The sequence below is a fragment of the Streptomyces silvisoli genome (genome assembly GCF_029269905.1).
Taxonomy (GTDB): Bacteria; Actinomycetota; Actinomycetes; order Streptomycetales; family Streptomycetaceae; genus Streptantibioticus_A; species Streptantibioticus_A silvisoli_A.
Genome location: NZ_JARJBC010000006.1, coordinates 266,947 through 281,750 on the forward strand (window position 1 = coordinate 266,947; position 14,804 = coordinate 281,750).

The 14,804-nt window shown below is 66.0% G+C and carries 15 protein-coding genes; 11 read left to right on the plus strand and 4 right to left on the minus strand.

Features of this window, described 5'->3' with window-relative positions:
- The first annotated feature begins 406 nt into the window (after positions 1-406).
- The gene (locus P3G67_RS12880; protein WP_276093569.1) at positions 407-1,288 is read left to right on the plus strand and encodes a GNAT family N-acetyltransferase; all 882 of its coding nucleotides are present in this window, start codon (positions 407-409) and stop codon (positions 1,286-1,288) included.
- Positions 1,289-1,296: 8 nt separating this feature from the next.
- On the opposite strand, the gene P3G67_RS12885 is transcribed toward P3G67_RS12880, so the two are convergent.
- Positions 1,297-2,610 (minus strand): asparagine synthase-related protein, encoded by a 1,314-nt coding sequence (locus tag P3G67_RS12885; protein ID WP_276093570.1) that lies wholly within the window; start codon positions 2,608-2,610, stop codon positions 1,297-1,299.
- Positions 2,611-3,077: 467 nt separating this feature from the next.
- On the opposite strand from P3G67_RS12885, the gene P3G67_RS12890 reads away from it, so the two are divergent.
- Complete coding sequence (locus P3G67_RS12890) at positions 3,078-3,791, plus strand: HAD family hydrolase (protein WP_276093571.1); 714 nt, start codon at positions 3,078-3,080, stop codon at positions 3,789-3,791.
- A 25-nt stretch (positions 3,792-3,816) separates the two neighbouring features.
- Here P3G67_RS12890 and P3G67_RS12895 read toward each other — a convergent pair whose 3' ends face one another.
- The gene (locus tag P3G67_RS12895; RefSeq protein ID WP_276093572.1) at positions 3,817-5,232 is read right to left on the minus strand and encodes a helix-turn-helix transcriptional regulator; all 1,416 of its coding nucleotides are present in this window, start codon (positions 5,230-5,232) and stop codon (positions 3,817-3,819) included.
- 1,403 nt (positions 5,233-6,635) lie between these two features.
- Here P3G67_RS12895 and P3G67_RS12905 point away from each other — a divergent pair.
- The 8 genes from P3G67_RS12905 (at position 6,636) to P3G67_RS12940 (ending at position 12,701) form a co-directional block, all read left to right on the plus strand.
- On the plus strand, positions 6,636-6,830 hold the full coding sequence (locus P3G67_RS12905) for a hypothetical protein (protein WP_276093573.1): 195 nt from the start codon (positions 6,636-6,638) through the stop codon (positions 6,828-6,830).
- 87 nt (positions 6,831-6,917) lie between these two features.
- A complete protein-coding gene (locus P3G67_RS12910; protein WP_276093574.1) occupies positions 6,918-8,225 on the plus strand; it encodes an ATP-binding protein in 1,308 nt (435 codons plus the stop codon).
- On the plus strand, positions 8,222-8,650 hold the full coding sequence (locus P3G67_RS12915) for a roadblock/LC7 domain-containing protein (protein WP_276093575.1): 429 nt from the start codon (positions 8,222-8,224) through the stop codon (positions 8,648-8,650). Before P3G67_RS12910 ends, P3G67_RS12915 begins: the two co-directional genes overlap by 4 nt.
- A complete protein-coding gene (locus P3G67_RS12920; protein WP_276093576.1) occupies positions 8,647-9,006 on the plus strand; it encodes a DUF742 domain-containing protein in 360 nt (119 codons plus the stop codon). Before P3G67_RS12915 ends, P3G67_RS12920 begins: the two co-directional genes overlap by 4 nt.
- Positions 8,981-9,583, plus strand: coding sequence for a GTP-binding protein (locus P3G67_RS12925; RefSeq protein ID WP_276093577.1), 603 nt, complete (start codon positions 8,981-8,983; stop codon positions 9,581-9,583). The genes P3G67_RS12920 and P3G67_RS12925 overlap by 26 nt, the downstream gene beginning before the upstream one ends.
- Complete coding sequence (locus P3G67_RS12930; protein ID WP_276093578.1) at positions 9,580-10,920, plus strand: cytochrome P450; 1,341 nt, start codon at positions 9,580-9,582, stop codon at positions 10,918-10,920. The genes P3G67_RS12925 and P3G67_RS12930 overlap by 4 nt, the downstream gene beginning before the upstream one ends.
- Positions 10,827-12,059, plus strand: coding sequence for a cytochrome P450 family protein (locus P3G67_RS12935; protein ID WP_276093579.1), 1,233 nt, complete (start codon positions 10,827-10,829; stop codon positions 12,057-12,059). The genes P3G67_RS12930 and P3G67_RS12935 overlap by 94 nt, the downstream gene beginning before the upstream one ends.
- 126 nt (positions 12,060-12,185) lie before the next feature.
- Positions 12,186-12,701, plus strand: coding sequence for an NUDIX domain-containing protein (locus P3G67_RS12940; RefSeq protein ID WP_276093580.1), 516 nt, complete (start codon positions 12,186-12,188; stop codon positions 12,699-12,701).
- Positions 12,702-12,729: 28 nt separating this feature from the next.
- Here P3G67_RS12940 and P3G67_RS12945 read toward each other — a convergent pair whose 3' ends face one another.
- The gene (locus P3G67_RS12945; RefSeq protein ID WP_276093581.1) at positions 12,730-12,870 is read right to left on the minus strand and encodes a hypothetical protein; all 141 of its coding nucleotides are present in this window, start codon (positions 12,868-12,870) and stop codon (positions 12,730-12,732) included.
- Between the two features lie 150 nt (positions 12,871-13,020).
- Positions 13,021-14,187 (minus strand): IS630 family transposase, encoded by a 1,167-nt coding sequence (locus P3G67_RS12950; RefSeq protein ID WP_276093582.1) that lies wholly within the window; start codon positions 14,185-14,187, stop codon positions 13,021-13,023.
- Between the two features lie 87 nt (positions 14,188-14,274).
- On the opposite strand from P3G67_RS12950, the gene P3G67_RS12955 reads away from it, so the two are divergent.
- Complete coding sequence (locus P3G67_RS12955; protein ID WP_276093583.1) at positions 14,275-14,601, plus strand: hypothetical protein; 327 nt, start codon at positions 14,275-14,277, stop codon at positions 14,599-14,601.
- The last annotated feature ends 203 nt before the right edge of the window (positions 14,602-14,804 follow it).

Sequence of the window (14,804 nt, forward strand, 5' to 3'; positions counted from 1 at the left end):
TGGCGTCAAGGACACCGCTCCAGGTGGCGCAAGCTTCCTCGATGCTTCCCGTCGGTGACCTGAGCGGCCCGGCAAAGTGTCACCAAGCGGTGGCGATGTCACGTAGCTTGTCCTGGACGGCAACTGACCAGTAGATGCCGAGGTGCCGCGGCGAGCCCCGTACATCATCGCCGATGCGTTCGCCGCCACGGTGGATCTAACATGTCCGCGATGTTCGAGCCTTCCTCGAGGACGCAGGAGAGCGCAGCACACAGGGTGTTGGGCTGTTGCGGGTGAAGATCGTGACCCGTGCTGGGGAAGACTGGTACGCCAACTGGCTGAAGTGGCGCAAGAGTGTGGTGCCGCTTCCATTGGTCGGGCAGTCTGGTCCGTAGGAGACGAAGCCGGTCGTAGGAGGGCCCGTCAAGTGGCGGAGACGAATCTCGATGCGTCGCAAGAGCTCGCGGTCCGAGCATTCGAGGAACGTGACCGGGAGCTTGTTCTGGACCTTGTGAACCATGACCGGATCCTCGGCCAGCCGATGGTCGGTTCGGAGATGCTGAACGAGGCGTTGTCCGGCGACTCCGTGATTGATCGCGGGTGGTGGGCAGAGTTGGAGGCGCCGACCACGGATGTTGTCTTGGACAGCAACGGCCGCGTGGATGGCGTCGTTTCCTACTCTGTGCGACCCTCCGACAATGCGGGATTCGTGCTCTGGATGCACGGGCGCGAGGAGCCGCAGGTGCTGGCTGCGTTGGTCGAGCGGGCATTGACTCGGCTAGGGCAACGCACCGTGTACGCCTTTGAGTTCGCCTCCGCGTTGACACTGGGTCTGGAGGGACTGCCGGCAGGTCATCGCCCCGCAACATACAGGGCGTTGGAAGCCGCAGGATTCCGTGGGCGGGACCTGTGGCGCTACATGCACGCCCAACTGCCACTCACGGGGCTACCCCACGTCCCGCACTACGAGGCGATCGACGTGGAGGAGCCACCAGGGAAACGTCTGGTGGTCCGGGATGGTGGCGAGTTGTTGGCCGAGGCCACCGTTGGTGGGCCTGTCGACGGAATCGGTGTGCTGTGGTGGATCAGCACGGTGCCGGGAGCACGTCGGCGCGGTCTGGGCAGCGCACTGCTTGGCTCAAGCATGGACCTACTGGAGGGCCTGGGGGCGCGAGAAGTCATCTTGTTCGTCGACGACGATGCTTCGGCCGACGACCCAGAACGCAGCCGAGCTGCGGCCAATCGTATGTATGACCGGGCGGGGCTGGTGGAGATCGACCGTCTCTTCTCCTTCGTCCGGCAGCCCTGAGCCCAGACCTACCCGACGAGCACCCCGTGCTTGAGGGCTCCGGCCAGCCACCGCTCGATCGCGGCAACGACCAAGAGGACCGCGGGGTCCTGCTCGGCGGCCAAAGCCGCCGGATCGATGAGTCCGGCTTCGACGCTGAGCGGGGCTGTCGTGACCGAACCGGCCTGGTTGGCCAGTGCATGGGTGAAGTACTGCTTGTGTCGGGGTAGCGCGTCCAAGGCGTCCCTGGGGAGTAGCCGTACGACCTGGGCTTTGCAACGCAGGTAGGCGCTTGGGAGTTGGGGGTGGTAGCGGTCCCCCAGCGGGAGTGCGAGAGCGGCCTGCAGGAACTCCTCTGTAAGGAAGGGGGAGGCTTCTGGAAGAACTCCCGCTGCTGGGATCGCCTCGCGGGGGAACAGCGCGTCGTGTGCGTCCGCCGCAGCCCAGTTCCGACCGGCCTCGACATGTGCTTGGACCTGCGCGTCGACCCACTGCTTGGCCCAGTCTGTCGCGTGCTGACGGTACGGTTCGGCCAGGACGGCTGGGCCGACCGGATCGGCCCAGTCGGGCCAGTTCGCCGCCCAGTACGTACGTGCGCGAGCGCGGCGCGGAAGCAGGTTGGCAGCCAGGGAGGTAATCTCACCAGGCAGGCCCGGCCCGGACGAGGCAACATCCCGGACATAGAGACCCGCCGCCGGCCATCCGTGTCGGCGAGCGACCTCGCTGGTCGCAAAGCGGGGGACGCCGAGCAGTTCGTCCGCACCGTCACCAGATAACAGGATCTGGACACCAGCGTCGGCGGCTCGTTGGGCTGCGGCGGCGTTCACCTCGGGAAGCGCGTCCAGGCGTGGTCCGGAGGGGGCCCATCTCGGTTCGGCTCGGTCTCGCTGCGGGTCAAGAACCACCAACTCGGCTGCAAGGTTCAGCTCTTGAAGGAGGCCGCAGACTACGTCGACCGCGCTTCGTCCGGAGTCATCGGTCAGGTCCGTGGTCAGCGCCACCACGCGTCGGCCGTCGGCCACTTTCAGCGCGTGGATGAGCACCGCGAGGGAGTCCAGTCCGCCGGAGACCAGTACGCCGATGGCGTTGCTGCCTCGTGCCAGGCGAGACACCGCGGCGGTGAAGGTGCGCGGCAGAGATGCTGGGTAGAGAGACGGCAGTGGCGTGGGCACGCGGACGAGGCCGCGCCAAGGCGAAGCGGGTACGAACTCGCCCAGCATCGCCGGTGGCGCGAGCAGGAGTGCCAGCGCCGACAGGTCGACTCGTGGAGCGGGGCCGGTCAAGGCCAGTGGATCCTCAGCCCTGGTACCGGCCCCGTCCTCGAACAGCGGGAGCTCGTTCATCCGCGCCGCAGCGCCCTCACGCCCCGGACCAAGCCCCTGACGAATGCGAGGGCGCCGATCGGACCGCCGCTGCCAGGCAGGCCCTTGCTTCCCTTGCCGTGTTGCCCGTCACCCGGATGCGACTTCGTCGACATCGCCAACCTCCATACTGAGGAACCGGTCAGTTTCTTGGGACCAGATGTCCCTGATCTTTCATTACGAACAGGGGCATGCCTCGGCGTCTGCGGAAGCTCCCGCTGAACCGAGGTGCGCCCTTAGCTCTCTGCTCAATATGGCGGCCAACTGGGCGGGAACCTATGGGCGTTTATGAGTGGGCGATCAGCATGACTGGTGAGATCACTGGTCAGCGGACCTTCAGCAGGCGCCGACAGAACAGCCGCTGGGGCGTTCTCGAACAGTGCCGGTTGCCGAGCGGATAGCCTGCCTGCGCACCGTGCCGTGTCGACTGCGAAGACAGATGAGGAGACATGAGCGTCAACAACCAAGAACGACTCATCCTCTGGGACATTGACCACACGCTTTTGGACGGGGGTGGGGTCAGTCGGGACGCCTACGCCAGTGCCTTCGCCCGCGTAATCAGGAGCCCCATGGCCGAGATGGCGGACATGACTGGCAAGACCGAACTACTCATCGCCGCCGAAACGCTCGAACTGAACGGGCTCACTCCCAGTCGGGACCTCCTGACCACCTTCATCACAGCGGTCGCAGACGAACTCACCGCCAGGTCACACATCTTGGCCGCCCGCGGACACGTACTCCCCGGAGCCGCTGAAGCATTGGAAGCCCTTAGCGGGATACCGGGTATCCACCAGAGCGTCCTCACAGGCAACATGCGCACCCTGGCAGAGCTGAAACTCAAGACCTTCGGGCTGATCACTCACCTCAACCTTGAGGCAGGGGCCTACGGTGACGACGCCCAGGAGCGGGTCGCGCTCCTACCCCACGCGTGGCAGCGCGCCCAAGAGCATTACGGCAGGGAGTTCCGCGGCGCTGAGACGGTTATCGTGGGAGACACGTTGCTGGACATCGCCACCGCGAAAAGTGGGGATGCGAGGGTCATCGCGGTGGCGACAGGGTCCGCACCATTGGAGACCCTGCGAGAGGCTGAAGCCGACGCAGTCCTCCCTGATCTGTCCGACACTCAGGCGTTTGTGAAGGCGGTCCTCGCCTCGACAGCCTGAGTCGACAGCGAGCACTTCGCATAGCTCAACTGAGGATGCCGAGCTCGGCGGCCTCCTCCAACAACCGGCGTACTGGCCGTGCTGACCGCTGTGACTGGAGGCGGGCCATGAAGTCAGCGATGTTGTTAGACATGCGAGTCGAGGAGATGCGCTGGTTGAGAGCGAGCGCTTCCCTGGCCCGGGAGCATGCCTCATCCAGCTCCCCGGCCATCCTACCGACGTCAGCGAGGCGGACGAGGTAGTGGACCTGGTCCCGAAGGTTTCCTGCGCTGCTGCTACGCAGGTACTGGAGAGCGCTGTCCAAGCAGACTCGGGCTTCGTGTAGCGCTCCGATCTTCATCAGACACGTGCCTTGCTGGGCAAGCAGTTCACCGTCGTCAAAGTAGGTAAGCCAGACCGGCGAGGTGGTCCCGGTCCCAGAACGGCTGAACCCACGCTCCGCCACGTGCAGCACTGCTCGGGTCTCCGCGTGCCGTCCGCATTCCGCCAGCGCTCGGGCCATACGTGTGGCCAGCATTGCACCCGTACGGCCGGTCCTAGCCCCGGATGAACTGTCGTGCGCGGTCTGCGCTAACGCGAGGGCTTCGACCGGCGTTGCGTGGTAGAGCGCGGTCAGGCTCATGTACCCCAGAACGCTGCCCGCCAGGCTTGTGTCGCCCGTCATGTGAGCCGCGTACAAGGCCGTGGTGAGGTTTCGTCGGGCGTCGGCAGGACGTCCGGCGTCCAAGGACAGCCAACCGGCCATCTGTGCCAACTGTGCGGCGGCGTTGTGCAAGGCTTTGTCATCATCCGGCGTGCTGCCAGCAGACAGCGACGCCACCACCTCGTGAAGACAACGCTCGGTGTCGGAGAGAAGCCTGTCGCCGCCTGACGCGTTATCCCTTTGCTGCAACTCGATCACGAACTGGTCGACATGGGCAATATCGAGAGGACTCCTCCAATCGCCCGTGTCAGCCCGATATTGTCCCGCTACGCAGGCAAGGACTGCATTCCGGTGGGTACCAGCACGTTCGTCGGGGAGGCGCGGCACCAGACTGTCCGGAATGCCCAGAGCACGCGTCCACGTCAGTAACTGCCGCCGATCACGCACCGTCTTGCGGCCTCGCTCCAGTCTGCTGACTTCTGACTGGTCGATGTTCACGAGCAGGGCCACGGCCGACTGGGACACCCCGGTGTGTCGACGATAGGCACGGACTAGCGCGCCAACATCCCAGCGCTCCAGCGCACCGCCCAACGAGTCACTCGTCCAGAAGTCCAAGGGCAGTTCTGGCTTCGATCGCCTGCATCTGGCGCATAACGCGGACAAGTTGTACCGACTGAGTTGCGTGGCGCCACACCCTCGGCATGTCCGCGACTCGACGTCAGCCACCGGGCCTCCCCCGCCTTCTCTCGTCCTGCACGGGCTGTCATGACCGTAGTCGAAGCCCTCATAAACGCCCATACACAGGAAGGGGACTCAGCCGCGATCGTTGAGGCAGGACAAAACATCGAGCTTGCTAAGCCTCGTGCGAGGAGTCGGAGCGTGCTGGGCCGAGAAACACTGACGCGTGGTGCGGAAGCGCCACATCGCGACCGATTTCAACCGATCTACGACCCCGCCGGGCCAGACAGTGAACTGGTGGCGGTCCTCCGGGACGTACACGTCGACCATTGGGTTGGGATGCGGGACCTGCTCATCAAAACGGGTACGAACTGGTCGCTGCGCACGGCACGAACGCAGGTCCTGGGAACCGTAGCGGCTGGCCTGACAGTGGCGGAGGCACGGCAGGGCGAGGAACCTGACCGCCCGGATGCTGTCGTCATGCAAGCTCGTGCCGCTGTTGAACGAGCGTTACGCGCGCACCACGAGCAGCACAGTAACCGGATCCCGTCCGACTGCATGACGCTGCATGGATTCCGCGCCAACGCCGGCGGTCCCGCAGTCATACCGTGGGGCTGGATTGCCGTGGGCGCAATGGCGATGGCTGTCGGCTGGGCCTCGGCAGAGGGCCCCAGCGCCTGCCCCATCTCGGACGCCCTCTACTACATCGCCAGCCGACTCGGCGACCCCAGATGGGCTGGTACACCGGCTGGCTCAACCTCCTCCGCCTGCTCGGAGCGATCTCAGGATCGACTACGGCGCCGCAACCTTCATCGGCGGCCTACGCGACCCCGAGCCTATGCGATTTCCCGGCTATACGCGCAGCTACCGGCCACCGCCGCTCCACCGCGCTGTCCTCCTGCCCCGCATGGGCCGCAGTCCCAGACTGTTCGCAGCGACTGGTACCGGGAAACGTCCCGAGACGTCCCCGAGGTGTCCACCGAAGCGGTACCGCCGTCCCGCAGGCCAGGTCAACATCGTGTCACCGTGCAGGCAGCCAGCTTCTAGCTCTGGACCCACTCTCATTCAACGTCCGCACCGGAGTCCCCATGCTCGACCCCTTTTCAGAACTCCCTTGGAATGTACGCCTTACGGAGCGCCCCCAACTGGAATCACTTCTGACGACCCGCACAGACGTGGTACAGACGGGGCTCCGCGTTGGAATAAGAGCCTTGGACGAGTTACGCAAAATGGGCCGCCCGGTAGGGCCGGTGCTGTGTTGCATGACCGACCTCTTGCTTCACATCCCGGTGGAGCCTGGTTCCGCGTGGCGTTGGCATGCGCCGCAGGCTTCATGCCGTTACGGCGATTTCTCTTGCTTGGTTCCTGGGCGCGAATGGCAGCTCCGCGAGTGCGTCCGTATCTGGTTGCTGCCGCACGACTCTTCCTTCGCTGTCACCGACAGCGCTGAACTGCACCACTCGCTTGCATCGGTTCGCGCCGCATGGGCCAGGGCAGCATGAACCATCGCCGGAGGAAAGCCAGTGACCCTTAGCGTATCCACGGTTCTATTTTTGCTGGTCGTGGTGCTGTTGCTGGTCAAGCAGGGAGGCTTGAAAACATGCCATGCGTTGGTGTGCATCCTGTTGGGTTTCTATCTCGCCAGCTCTTCGCTCGCTCCAACGATCCGCGGTCTGACAACCAACGTGACACACATGATCAGCCAGTTCCACCTGTAGAACCCCACAGGGAATGTGAGCCCGTTCTCCTTCCCCCTTTCAGTTGCGGGAAGCCTCGACCATCCGTCCGTATAGCGAGGACTTTCGATGATGCAGATACCGGGGGTGCTAGTGGCGTACCTGACAGGGGCCGCCACCGCCGCCCTTGGCATGGCGCCGTTCCTGATTCGCAGTTGGCTGGGCCGGAGGGCTCAGGTTGAGCGCTCCGCGGCGGCGGAGGAGGAGAACGCCCGCCTGACAAGTCTGTGGCAGGCCCTGGAGGACGAGGTCGGGCATTTGGCCAGTGCTCGCGTTCCGGATCTGGTGATGTCGCTGGCGCACCCGCGTGTGCCCGTCCGGGGTTTGCTGGATGACCGGTTCGCCGGAACGAATATCGAGCGTGCTCTGGGCTCGGTGCTGGAACAGGTTCGCGACGCAGTTACCAAGGAGCGACTGCGCGTCGACTCCGCCGCTCGGGCTGCGATGCAGGGGACCACCAGCACGATCCAGGCCATGCTGTATCAAATGCAGAGCACTCTGCAGCAGATGCAGGAGCGATACGACGACCCGTACATCGCGCAGGATCTGCTTGCCGCTGACTTCCTCAACGAGCAGACGCTGCGCCGGGTACAGGCCACAGCCGTGGTGTGCGGAGCGCCCTGGACAGGACTGATCCGCGAAGACTCCTACCTGGCCGACATCGTAGTCGGTGCACGGTCACGGGTGCGGGGGTACGAGCGGGTTGAGGTCAGCAACCAACTACGTGATCCAGTCGGCGCCGTGGCACGCGCGGTGGAACCAGTCGCCATCGCGATCGCCGAATTGCTGGCAAACGCGCTTCACCACTCGCACCCGGACCTGCCAGTCCAAGTCGCTCTACTGCAGGGCCACCAGGGCGCATCCGTACTCATCGATGATGCCGGGATCGGGATGCACCAGGAGGAGTTCCAGCGCGCGGAACGCCTGATGTCCGGTCGGACTCCGGTGCTACTCACTGAGCTCGGTGACCCCCCGCGGATGGGATTCCCCGCGATCGGTCAGTTGGCGCACCAACACGGGTTCGCCGTCCGCGTCGAGCCCTCCCCGTACGGCGGTGTGCGAGCCATCGTGTACCTTCCGGGCGCCCTGCTCACTCATATGGACCCCGAGTCCCAGTCCATGTCCGCGATGGCCCCACGCCCTCGCTCTGACACCGCCCCTGCACCTGCGCCCCCACCTGGAGGCGAGGGCCTGCCGCGGCGACGCCGACGTCAGCCCACCACAGCTCAGGCCCGACCGAGGCATGCTGACACGGCACCGGACCGTAGTCCGGAGGAGGCAGGTCAGCGCTGGGCGGCGTTCCAGGCCGGTACTGAGTCGGGCCGGGCCGCCGCTGAGCCTGGTGCGCGGCAAGTAGAAGGGAACGCCACATCATGAACGCATTCCGGAAGGCGCCCGAGGACAAGTCGTGGGTGCTCGGCCCGCTGTTGGAACTGCCACACGTGGTTCACGCCACAGTGTTGTCTGGCGACGGTTTCATCGAAGGCCGCTCCCCGGACCTGGCGGAGGCAGATGCGGAAGGCGCTGCTGCGATGATGTCTGCTCTTCAGGGGGCCGCACGCGCCACCACACAGGCTTTCTCCGGTAACCCGAAGCCCCGGCTGCGCCAGACCATCATCGAATCCGCCGAAGGTTACGTCTTCGTCATCCCCGCCGGCGGGAACGCGTATCTGGCCGTGTTCACCAGCCCGGAAGTCAACTTGGGGGTGGTGGCGCATCAGATGCAGATCCAGGTGAAGTCCCTGGGAGAGAAAGTCATGACCAGTTCGCCACGCGAGCCCGTTCGGGATACCGCGGGATGACCGGGGGCAGGCACAGCAGACGGCTCGTGCCCGCCTACCTGGCAACCGGCGGGCGCGCTCACCCCAGCCGTAACCACCTCGACAGACTCACCACGTTGCACGCCGCCTGCGAGGAGATACCGGTCAGCCTGTGCCCGGAGCAGCGTCGCGTGCTGGAACTGATCCAGCCCGGGGCCTTGCCGCTGGCCGATGCCGCCGCGTACCTGCGCCTGCCCGTCAGCATCGTCAAAGTCCTAGTGGCCGACCTCGTCAGCGCCGGGCTCTTGCACGCCCGCCCTCCCATCCCCCAGGCCACCGGACCAGGTCTCGAAACAATGGAGAAGGTTCTCGATGGACTCCGCGCGCTCAAGTCCTGACCCCAGATACCTGGCCGGAACCGATCAGGTCCTGATCAAACTTCTCATCGCCGGACCCTTCGCCGTCGGCAAGACCACGCTCATCCGAGCCATCTCCGAGATCGCGCCCCTGCACACCGAGGAAGTGATGACGCAGGCCGGTGCGCTGGTCGACCGCCTGGCGGGGGTGAAGGACAAGACCACCACCACGGTGGCCATCGACTTCGGACGCCTCACCCTGCCCAACGAGCTGGTGCTGTACCTGTTCGGGACGCCGGGACAGCGACGGTTCCGCCTGCTATGGGAAGACATCGCTCAAGGAGCAGTCGGCGCCCTGGTCATGGTCGACACCCGCCGCCTGGAAGAGTCCTTCGAAGTCATGGACCTCATCGAGGAAGCGGGGCTGCGGTACGCCGTGGCCGTCAACCCCTTCCCCGAAGCCCCGACCTACGACGCGGACACGCTGCGGGACCACCTCGACCTGCACCCCGGCACCCCACTGGTCCTATGCGACGCCCGTAGCCGCGGGCAATCCCTCGACGCATTGATCGCGTTGGTCGAGCACGTCATCGCCCACATGCCCATGGAGCCCGCGTGACAACTCAACAGCCACCCAGCTGCCCGGCCCACGGCGACACACCCCCTGTGGTCCAGCTCTACGGCCCCCAGTTCGCCGCCAACCCCCAAGCCTTCTACGCGCACCTGCGGCTCTACGGGCCACTCGCGCCGGTTGAGATAGCCCCCGGTGTCGACGCGCTCTTGGTCACCGACCGCCAAGTCGCTCTGGACCTGCTGCGCGACACCAGCACCTGGTCGAAAGACCCACGCCGATGGCAGGCCACCATCCCACCAGACTCTCCAGTACTGCCGATGCTGGCTTGGCGCCGCAACGTACTCTTCAGCGACGGCGAGGCCCATGCGCGCTACCGGCGCGTCGTCGTCGATGCCTTCGACTTCGTCGAACCCCACGAACTGCGGCTCCTGGTCCAACACTGCGCCGACCGGCTCATCCGCGAGTTCGGCGGCGCGGGCCACTGCGACCTGATTGCCCAATACGCTCGCAGCCTGCCGCTACTGATCTTCAACGCACTGTTCGGACTGCCCGACCACTACAGCGAGCGCCTCATCGCCGCCCTGGCGGGGATGCTCGAAGGCAACAGCCCCGAAGAGGCAGCCGAAGCCAACGCCGCCTACGGCCAGTACGTGAGGGAACTCGTCACCCTCAAACGGCAACAGCGCGGAGATGACGTGACCTCCTGGTTCATGCACCACCCCGCAGGGCTCAGCACGGAAGAACTCGTCGACCAGGTCATCTTGACGATGGGAGCGGGGCACGAGCCCACCACCAACCTGATCGGCAACGCGCTGGGCCGCATGCTCTCCGACGACCGCTACTACAACAGCCTGACCGGCGGAGCCCTGACCGCACAGGACGCCATCAACGAGGTCCTGTGGCGGGACCCGCCCATGGCCAACTACTCCGCCCACTACCCGCTGCGAGACGTCTACTTCCACGGCACCTGGATCCGCGCCGGACAGCTCGTCTTGGTCTCCTACGCTGCCGCCAACACCCAGCCAGCCCACATCGCACCCGGCCAGGCACGCTCAGGCGAGCGATCACACCTCGCCTGGGCCGCTGGGCCGCACGCCTGCCCCGTCAAGCAGCACGCACTCCTGATCGCCACCACCGCGATCGAACGCCTCACCGGGTGGCTGTCCAACATCGAACTCGCCGTGCCCTACGAGCAGCTGGTGTGGCGGCCCGGCCCCTTCCACCGGGCCCTCTCCGCCCTCCCCGCCCGCTTCACCCCTATCAGCCCCGACCAAACAGGAGCCACCCCGTGGAACAACAGCCCGTCGCCATCGACCCCACAGGCACCGACATCCACGGCGAGGCAGCCCGCCTCCGCGAGCTCGGCCCCGCAGCCCTCGTAGAACTCCCCGGCGGCATACCCGCCTGGTCAGTTACCAGCCATGGCCTCCTCAAACGGCTCTTGGCCGACCCTCGGGTCTCGAAGGACCCCCGGCAGCACTGGCCGGTCTGGCAGCGCGGCGAGATCACTCCCACCTCGTGGCTTCACCAGTGGATCGGCGTCACCAACATGTTCACCGCCTACGGCTCCGACCACCGACGGCTCCGCAAACTCATCGCCCCGGCGTTCACCGCCCGCCGCACCGAGGCCCTCGCCCCACGCATCGAAGAGATCACGCACCAGTTACTCGATGCCATGTCCACCACCCCCAAGGGATACCCTGTGGACCTCCGCGCTGCCTTCGCCCACCCCCTGCCCATGCAGGTCATCTGCGAACTGTTCGGTATCCCCGACGCCCTACGCGCTGACACCGCGCGTCTCGTCGAGGCCATCGTCACCGCCGCCGCGACCCCAGACCAGGCCGCTACCACCTGGCACGAGATCCATGAGCTGCTCGCAGACCTCATCGCCCTCAAGCGTGCCAACCCCGACAACGACATGACCAGCGTGCTGGTCGCCAACCGCGACGAAGACGGCGACACCCGCCTGAGCGACCCGGAGCTGATCGACACCCTGCTGCTGGTCATCGGCGCCGGACACGAAACCACCGTCAACCTCATCGGCAACGCTGTCCACGCCCTACTCACCCACCCCGACCAACTCCACCTGCTCCACAAGGGGACGGCCTCGTGGAACGACGTGATCGAAGAGACCCTGCGGTGGGCACCCAGCATCGCCAGCCTGCCCTTGCGCTTTGCCGTCGAAGACATCCCCATCCCCGGCGGCACCATAATCCGCAAGGGCGACGCGATCCTCCCCAACTACGCGGCAGCGGGACGTGACCCCGCCCATCACGACCCCGACGCCGACCAGTTCGACATCGCCCGTCCTCACACGGACCACCTGGCATTCGGTCACGGCGTCCATCACTGCCTCGGCGCGCCCTTGGCCCGACTGGAGGCCCGCATCGCACTACCTGCGCTCTTCGACCGCTTCCCCGGCCTTCAACTAGCCATCGAAGCTGAACGGCTCCGACCGGTCGAGTCATTCATCGCCCACGGCCTGAGTGCCCTGCCGGTCCACCTCATCGCCAGGTCGTAGGTCGATCCACAGCCAGCAATCGGCTGCGGCAACCGGTACACGCCTCATGCCCGATATACGCCCGAACCGCCCCGGGCGAATTCGACACGGCATCTATGCGCCCAGCACTCGCAAGGAACCCAACATATGCGACCCGACCTGCTCGCCTTCACCGGATTTCCCAAGCAAGGAGGTTCCACGCATAAGGACACACCTCGACGCGTCAGGGGCGTCGCCCTCTTCCTAAACGAGTCCGGAAAGGTCCTGCTGGTCAAGCCGAATGACCAACGTGACGGCCGGTGGACCCTGCCGGGCGGCGAGGCACACGGGAGCGAGACACCGCACGAAGCAGCACGCCGTCAAGTCCGCGAGCAAACCGGCCTGACGCTGTCCAGGATCGAACTTCTGGCAGTCGACTCCACGCCGACCAACCGGAAAGAAGACGCGGTCGAAGGACTCACCTTCGTCTTCCACGGCTGGACCATCCCACGCACAGCAGAGATCACACTGCAGGAAGCAGAACTGGACGCCTACGGGTTCGTCCCACTCGCCCGGCTCAACAACTACGTCAGGCCGTGCCAAGAGCGGCGAATCCGAGCCGCCGCCGCAGCCACCGGTACGGGAAGGACCGCTTACCTGGTCTGGGGCCAGCCAGCTACGTAGTCGCTAGCCCAACGCCCTACACCACTGCTCACTTCACGACCACACGCGCGAATCGGGAGGCGGAATGCCACTTCACGAGAACACCATCCTCGGCATACATCTGCCGTCCGAAAGAGTCGGCCTGGTGCGCCTCCGCCACCGCCACGAGCCCCAGGATCGCAAGGATCACCTGCAGACGTTCTTTCGTGTTCTGTCTTACCAAGGGGCGACCCCCGCGGCTCAGCCCGACATATGCCAACGCCGGCAATGGCACCCGTTCATGGAACTCCTTGGGCCCGCGGTTCTTAGTGGTCGAGTTCGTAAGTCCTTCGGGGGTTGATCATGCTGCCCGGGCAGCGGAGGATTCTTCTGGGTGATCGGCGGTGTGCCGGTCGAGCCTGGCCAGCAGATCGTCCAGGTCGGAGGTGGTGAACTTCCACTGGAACGGCTGTGCTGTGGCGTTGTAGCGGTCTTCGAAGGCTCGGAGCCGGTTCTCGACCTCGTTGAGGTCGGTGAAGTCGTTGGGTGTCACGACCTTGCGCTGCACGACGGAGAAGTAGATCTCCACCTGGTTCAACCATGAAGCGTGCACGGGGGTGTGGACCATCACCGCGTTGGGGTAGGCGGCGGTCAGCCGGTCGGCGGCCTTCTTGCCGCGGTGGGAGGAGCCGTTGTCCACGATCCAGAACACGCGCTTCGCGCTGGCGTAGGGCTCGGTGCTCATGACCTGGGTGACCAGGTTCATGAACGGGTCGATGCCGGTGCGTGGCTCGCAGCGGCCGAACACCTTCGCGCGGTGGACGTCGTAGGCGGCGAGGTAGGCCACCGCTCCGCCGCGGCTGTAGGCGTGGTTGACGCGCATGGCACGGGCCTGGCCGGGGGCGAGGGTGGGGTGGCAGCGGCACCGGGCCTGGATGGAGGTCTTCTCGTCCGCGCTGATGACGTACTCGTCCTCGCCGAGCGGGACGCCTTGCCAGGTGCGGGCGTACAGGTCCAGCACACGCTGGGCCTTGGTGCGGAACTGCGGGTCGGTGATGAAGATCCAGGAGCGGTGCTGCCAGGGCTTGAGCGCGTCCTCGGTCAGCCAGCGGCGCACGGTGGAAGCGGACACGAACGCGGCGATGCCCCGCGCGGTGGCCTCGCGGGCCAGGTCCGCAGCCGACCAGCGGGCCAGCGGCACCCCGCTCTCGGCGGGCAGCCGGCAGGCCAGGGCCTTGACTTGGGCGGTCTGCACAGGGGTGAACGTGCCCGGGCGTCCGGTGCGCCTGCGGTCGGCCAGACCGGGCAGGCCGTCGTCGGCGAACCGGCCCCGCCAGGTGCGCACGGTGTCCAGATGCAGGCCCGTCTCGCGGGCGATGCGCGCGTTGGAGCGTCCGCGCGCCGCGTGCAGCACGATGTGTGCACGCGTCCGCATCCGGTGCTCGGTCTTGTGGCCGTAGGCCATCTTCTTCAGCCGCTCGCGCTCTTGGGCGGTCGGCGCTATCGGGCGGGCAGCGGCAACAGGCAAGACAGGCAGGCCGATCGGGAGAAGTGGATCACGACGGGCGGTAGCCTGCCGCATCCCCCGGCCGGTTCCTCGGGCAGGATGGCCGCCATGGCCACACCTTCGGAGCACACCCGGCTCTCACTGGAGCAGCAACTCGGCGAGCAGGCCCGCACTGCCTGGCCCCAACTGAGGCATCTACAGGTGCGCCACCGCGGCGCCTTCGCCTACGTGACCGGAGAGTTGGCCGACAGCGAGGTGGTCAAGCTGATGCGCCTGCGCTACGCAGGAACCGCCACCCGGTGGGGCTTCGCCCTCTACTACGCCAGCAGCGACCGCTACGAAGACACCTTGCTGCCCACCGGCGGCTTCGCCGGCAGCCCCGAAGACGCCCTCGACTGCGCTTGCGGGGTCCACCTCGCCGCTCCCGACATCTGACCGGGCAACACACACGACACCGTACATGAAGTCAACCCCACAAGGGGCTTCGAACGGGCGGCGGAGGTCTGGCCGAAGACGGGCCAGAAAGGTTGCGTGGTCCGCCGCGTTCCTGGCGTGTGGATGTCTGCTTTGTAGGTGCAAAACACAGACTTGACCCGCAATCGCCACGCGCCTGTGCGCCCTGGTCAGCACCGACTCCG

What these genes read in the sequence shown, in the direction of transcription:
- P3G67_RS12885 (WP_276093570.1), bottom strand. Translation starts at nt 2,610, where the DNA reads ATGAACGAGCTCCCGCTGTTCGAGGACGGGGCCGGTACCAGGGCTGAG.
- P3G67_RS12910 (WP_276093574.1), top strand. Translation starts at nt 6,918, where the DNA reads ATGATGCAGATACCGGGGGTGCTAGTGGCGTACCTGACAGGGGCCGCC.
- P3G67_RS12940 (WP_276093580.1), top strand. Translation starts at nt 12,186, where the DNA reads ATGCGACCCGACCTGCTCGCCTTCACCGGATTTCCCAAGCAAGGAGGT.
- P3G67_RS12925 (WP_276093577.1), top strand. Translation starts at nt 8,981, where the DNA reads ATGGACTCCGCGCGCTCAAGTCCTGACCCCAGATACCTGGCCGGAACC.
- P3G67_RS12895 (WP_276093572.1), bottom strand. Translation starts at nt 5,232, where the DNA reads ATGGGCGTTTATGAGGGCTTCGACTACGGTCATGACAGCCCGTGCAGG.
- P3G67_RS12915 (WP_276093575.1), top strand. Translation starts at nt 8,222, where the DNA reads ATGAACGCATTCCGGAAGGCGCCCGAGGACAAGTCGTGGGTGCTCGGC.
- P3G67_RS12890 (WP_276093571.1), top strand. Translation starts at nt 3,078, where the DNA reads ATGAGCGTCAACAACCAAGAACGACTCATCCTCTGGGACATTGACCAC.
- P3G67_RS12955 (WP_276093583.1), top strand. Translation starts at nt 14,275, where the DNA reads ATGGCCACACCTTCGGAGCACACCCGGCTCTCACTGGAGCAGCAACTC.
- P3G67_RS12920 (WP_276093576.1), top strand. Translation starts at nt 8,647, where the DNA reads ATGACCGGGGGCAGGCACAGCAGACGGCTCGTGCCCGCCTACCTGGCA.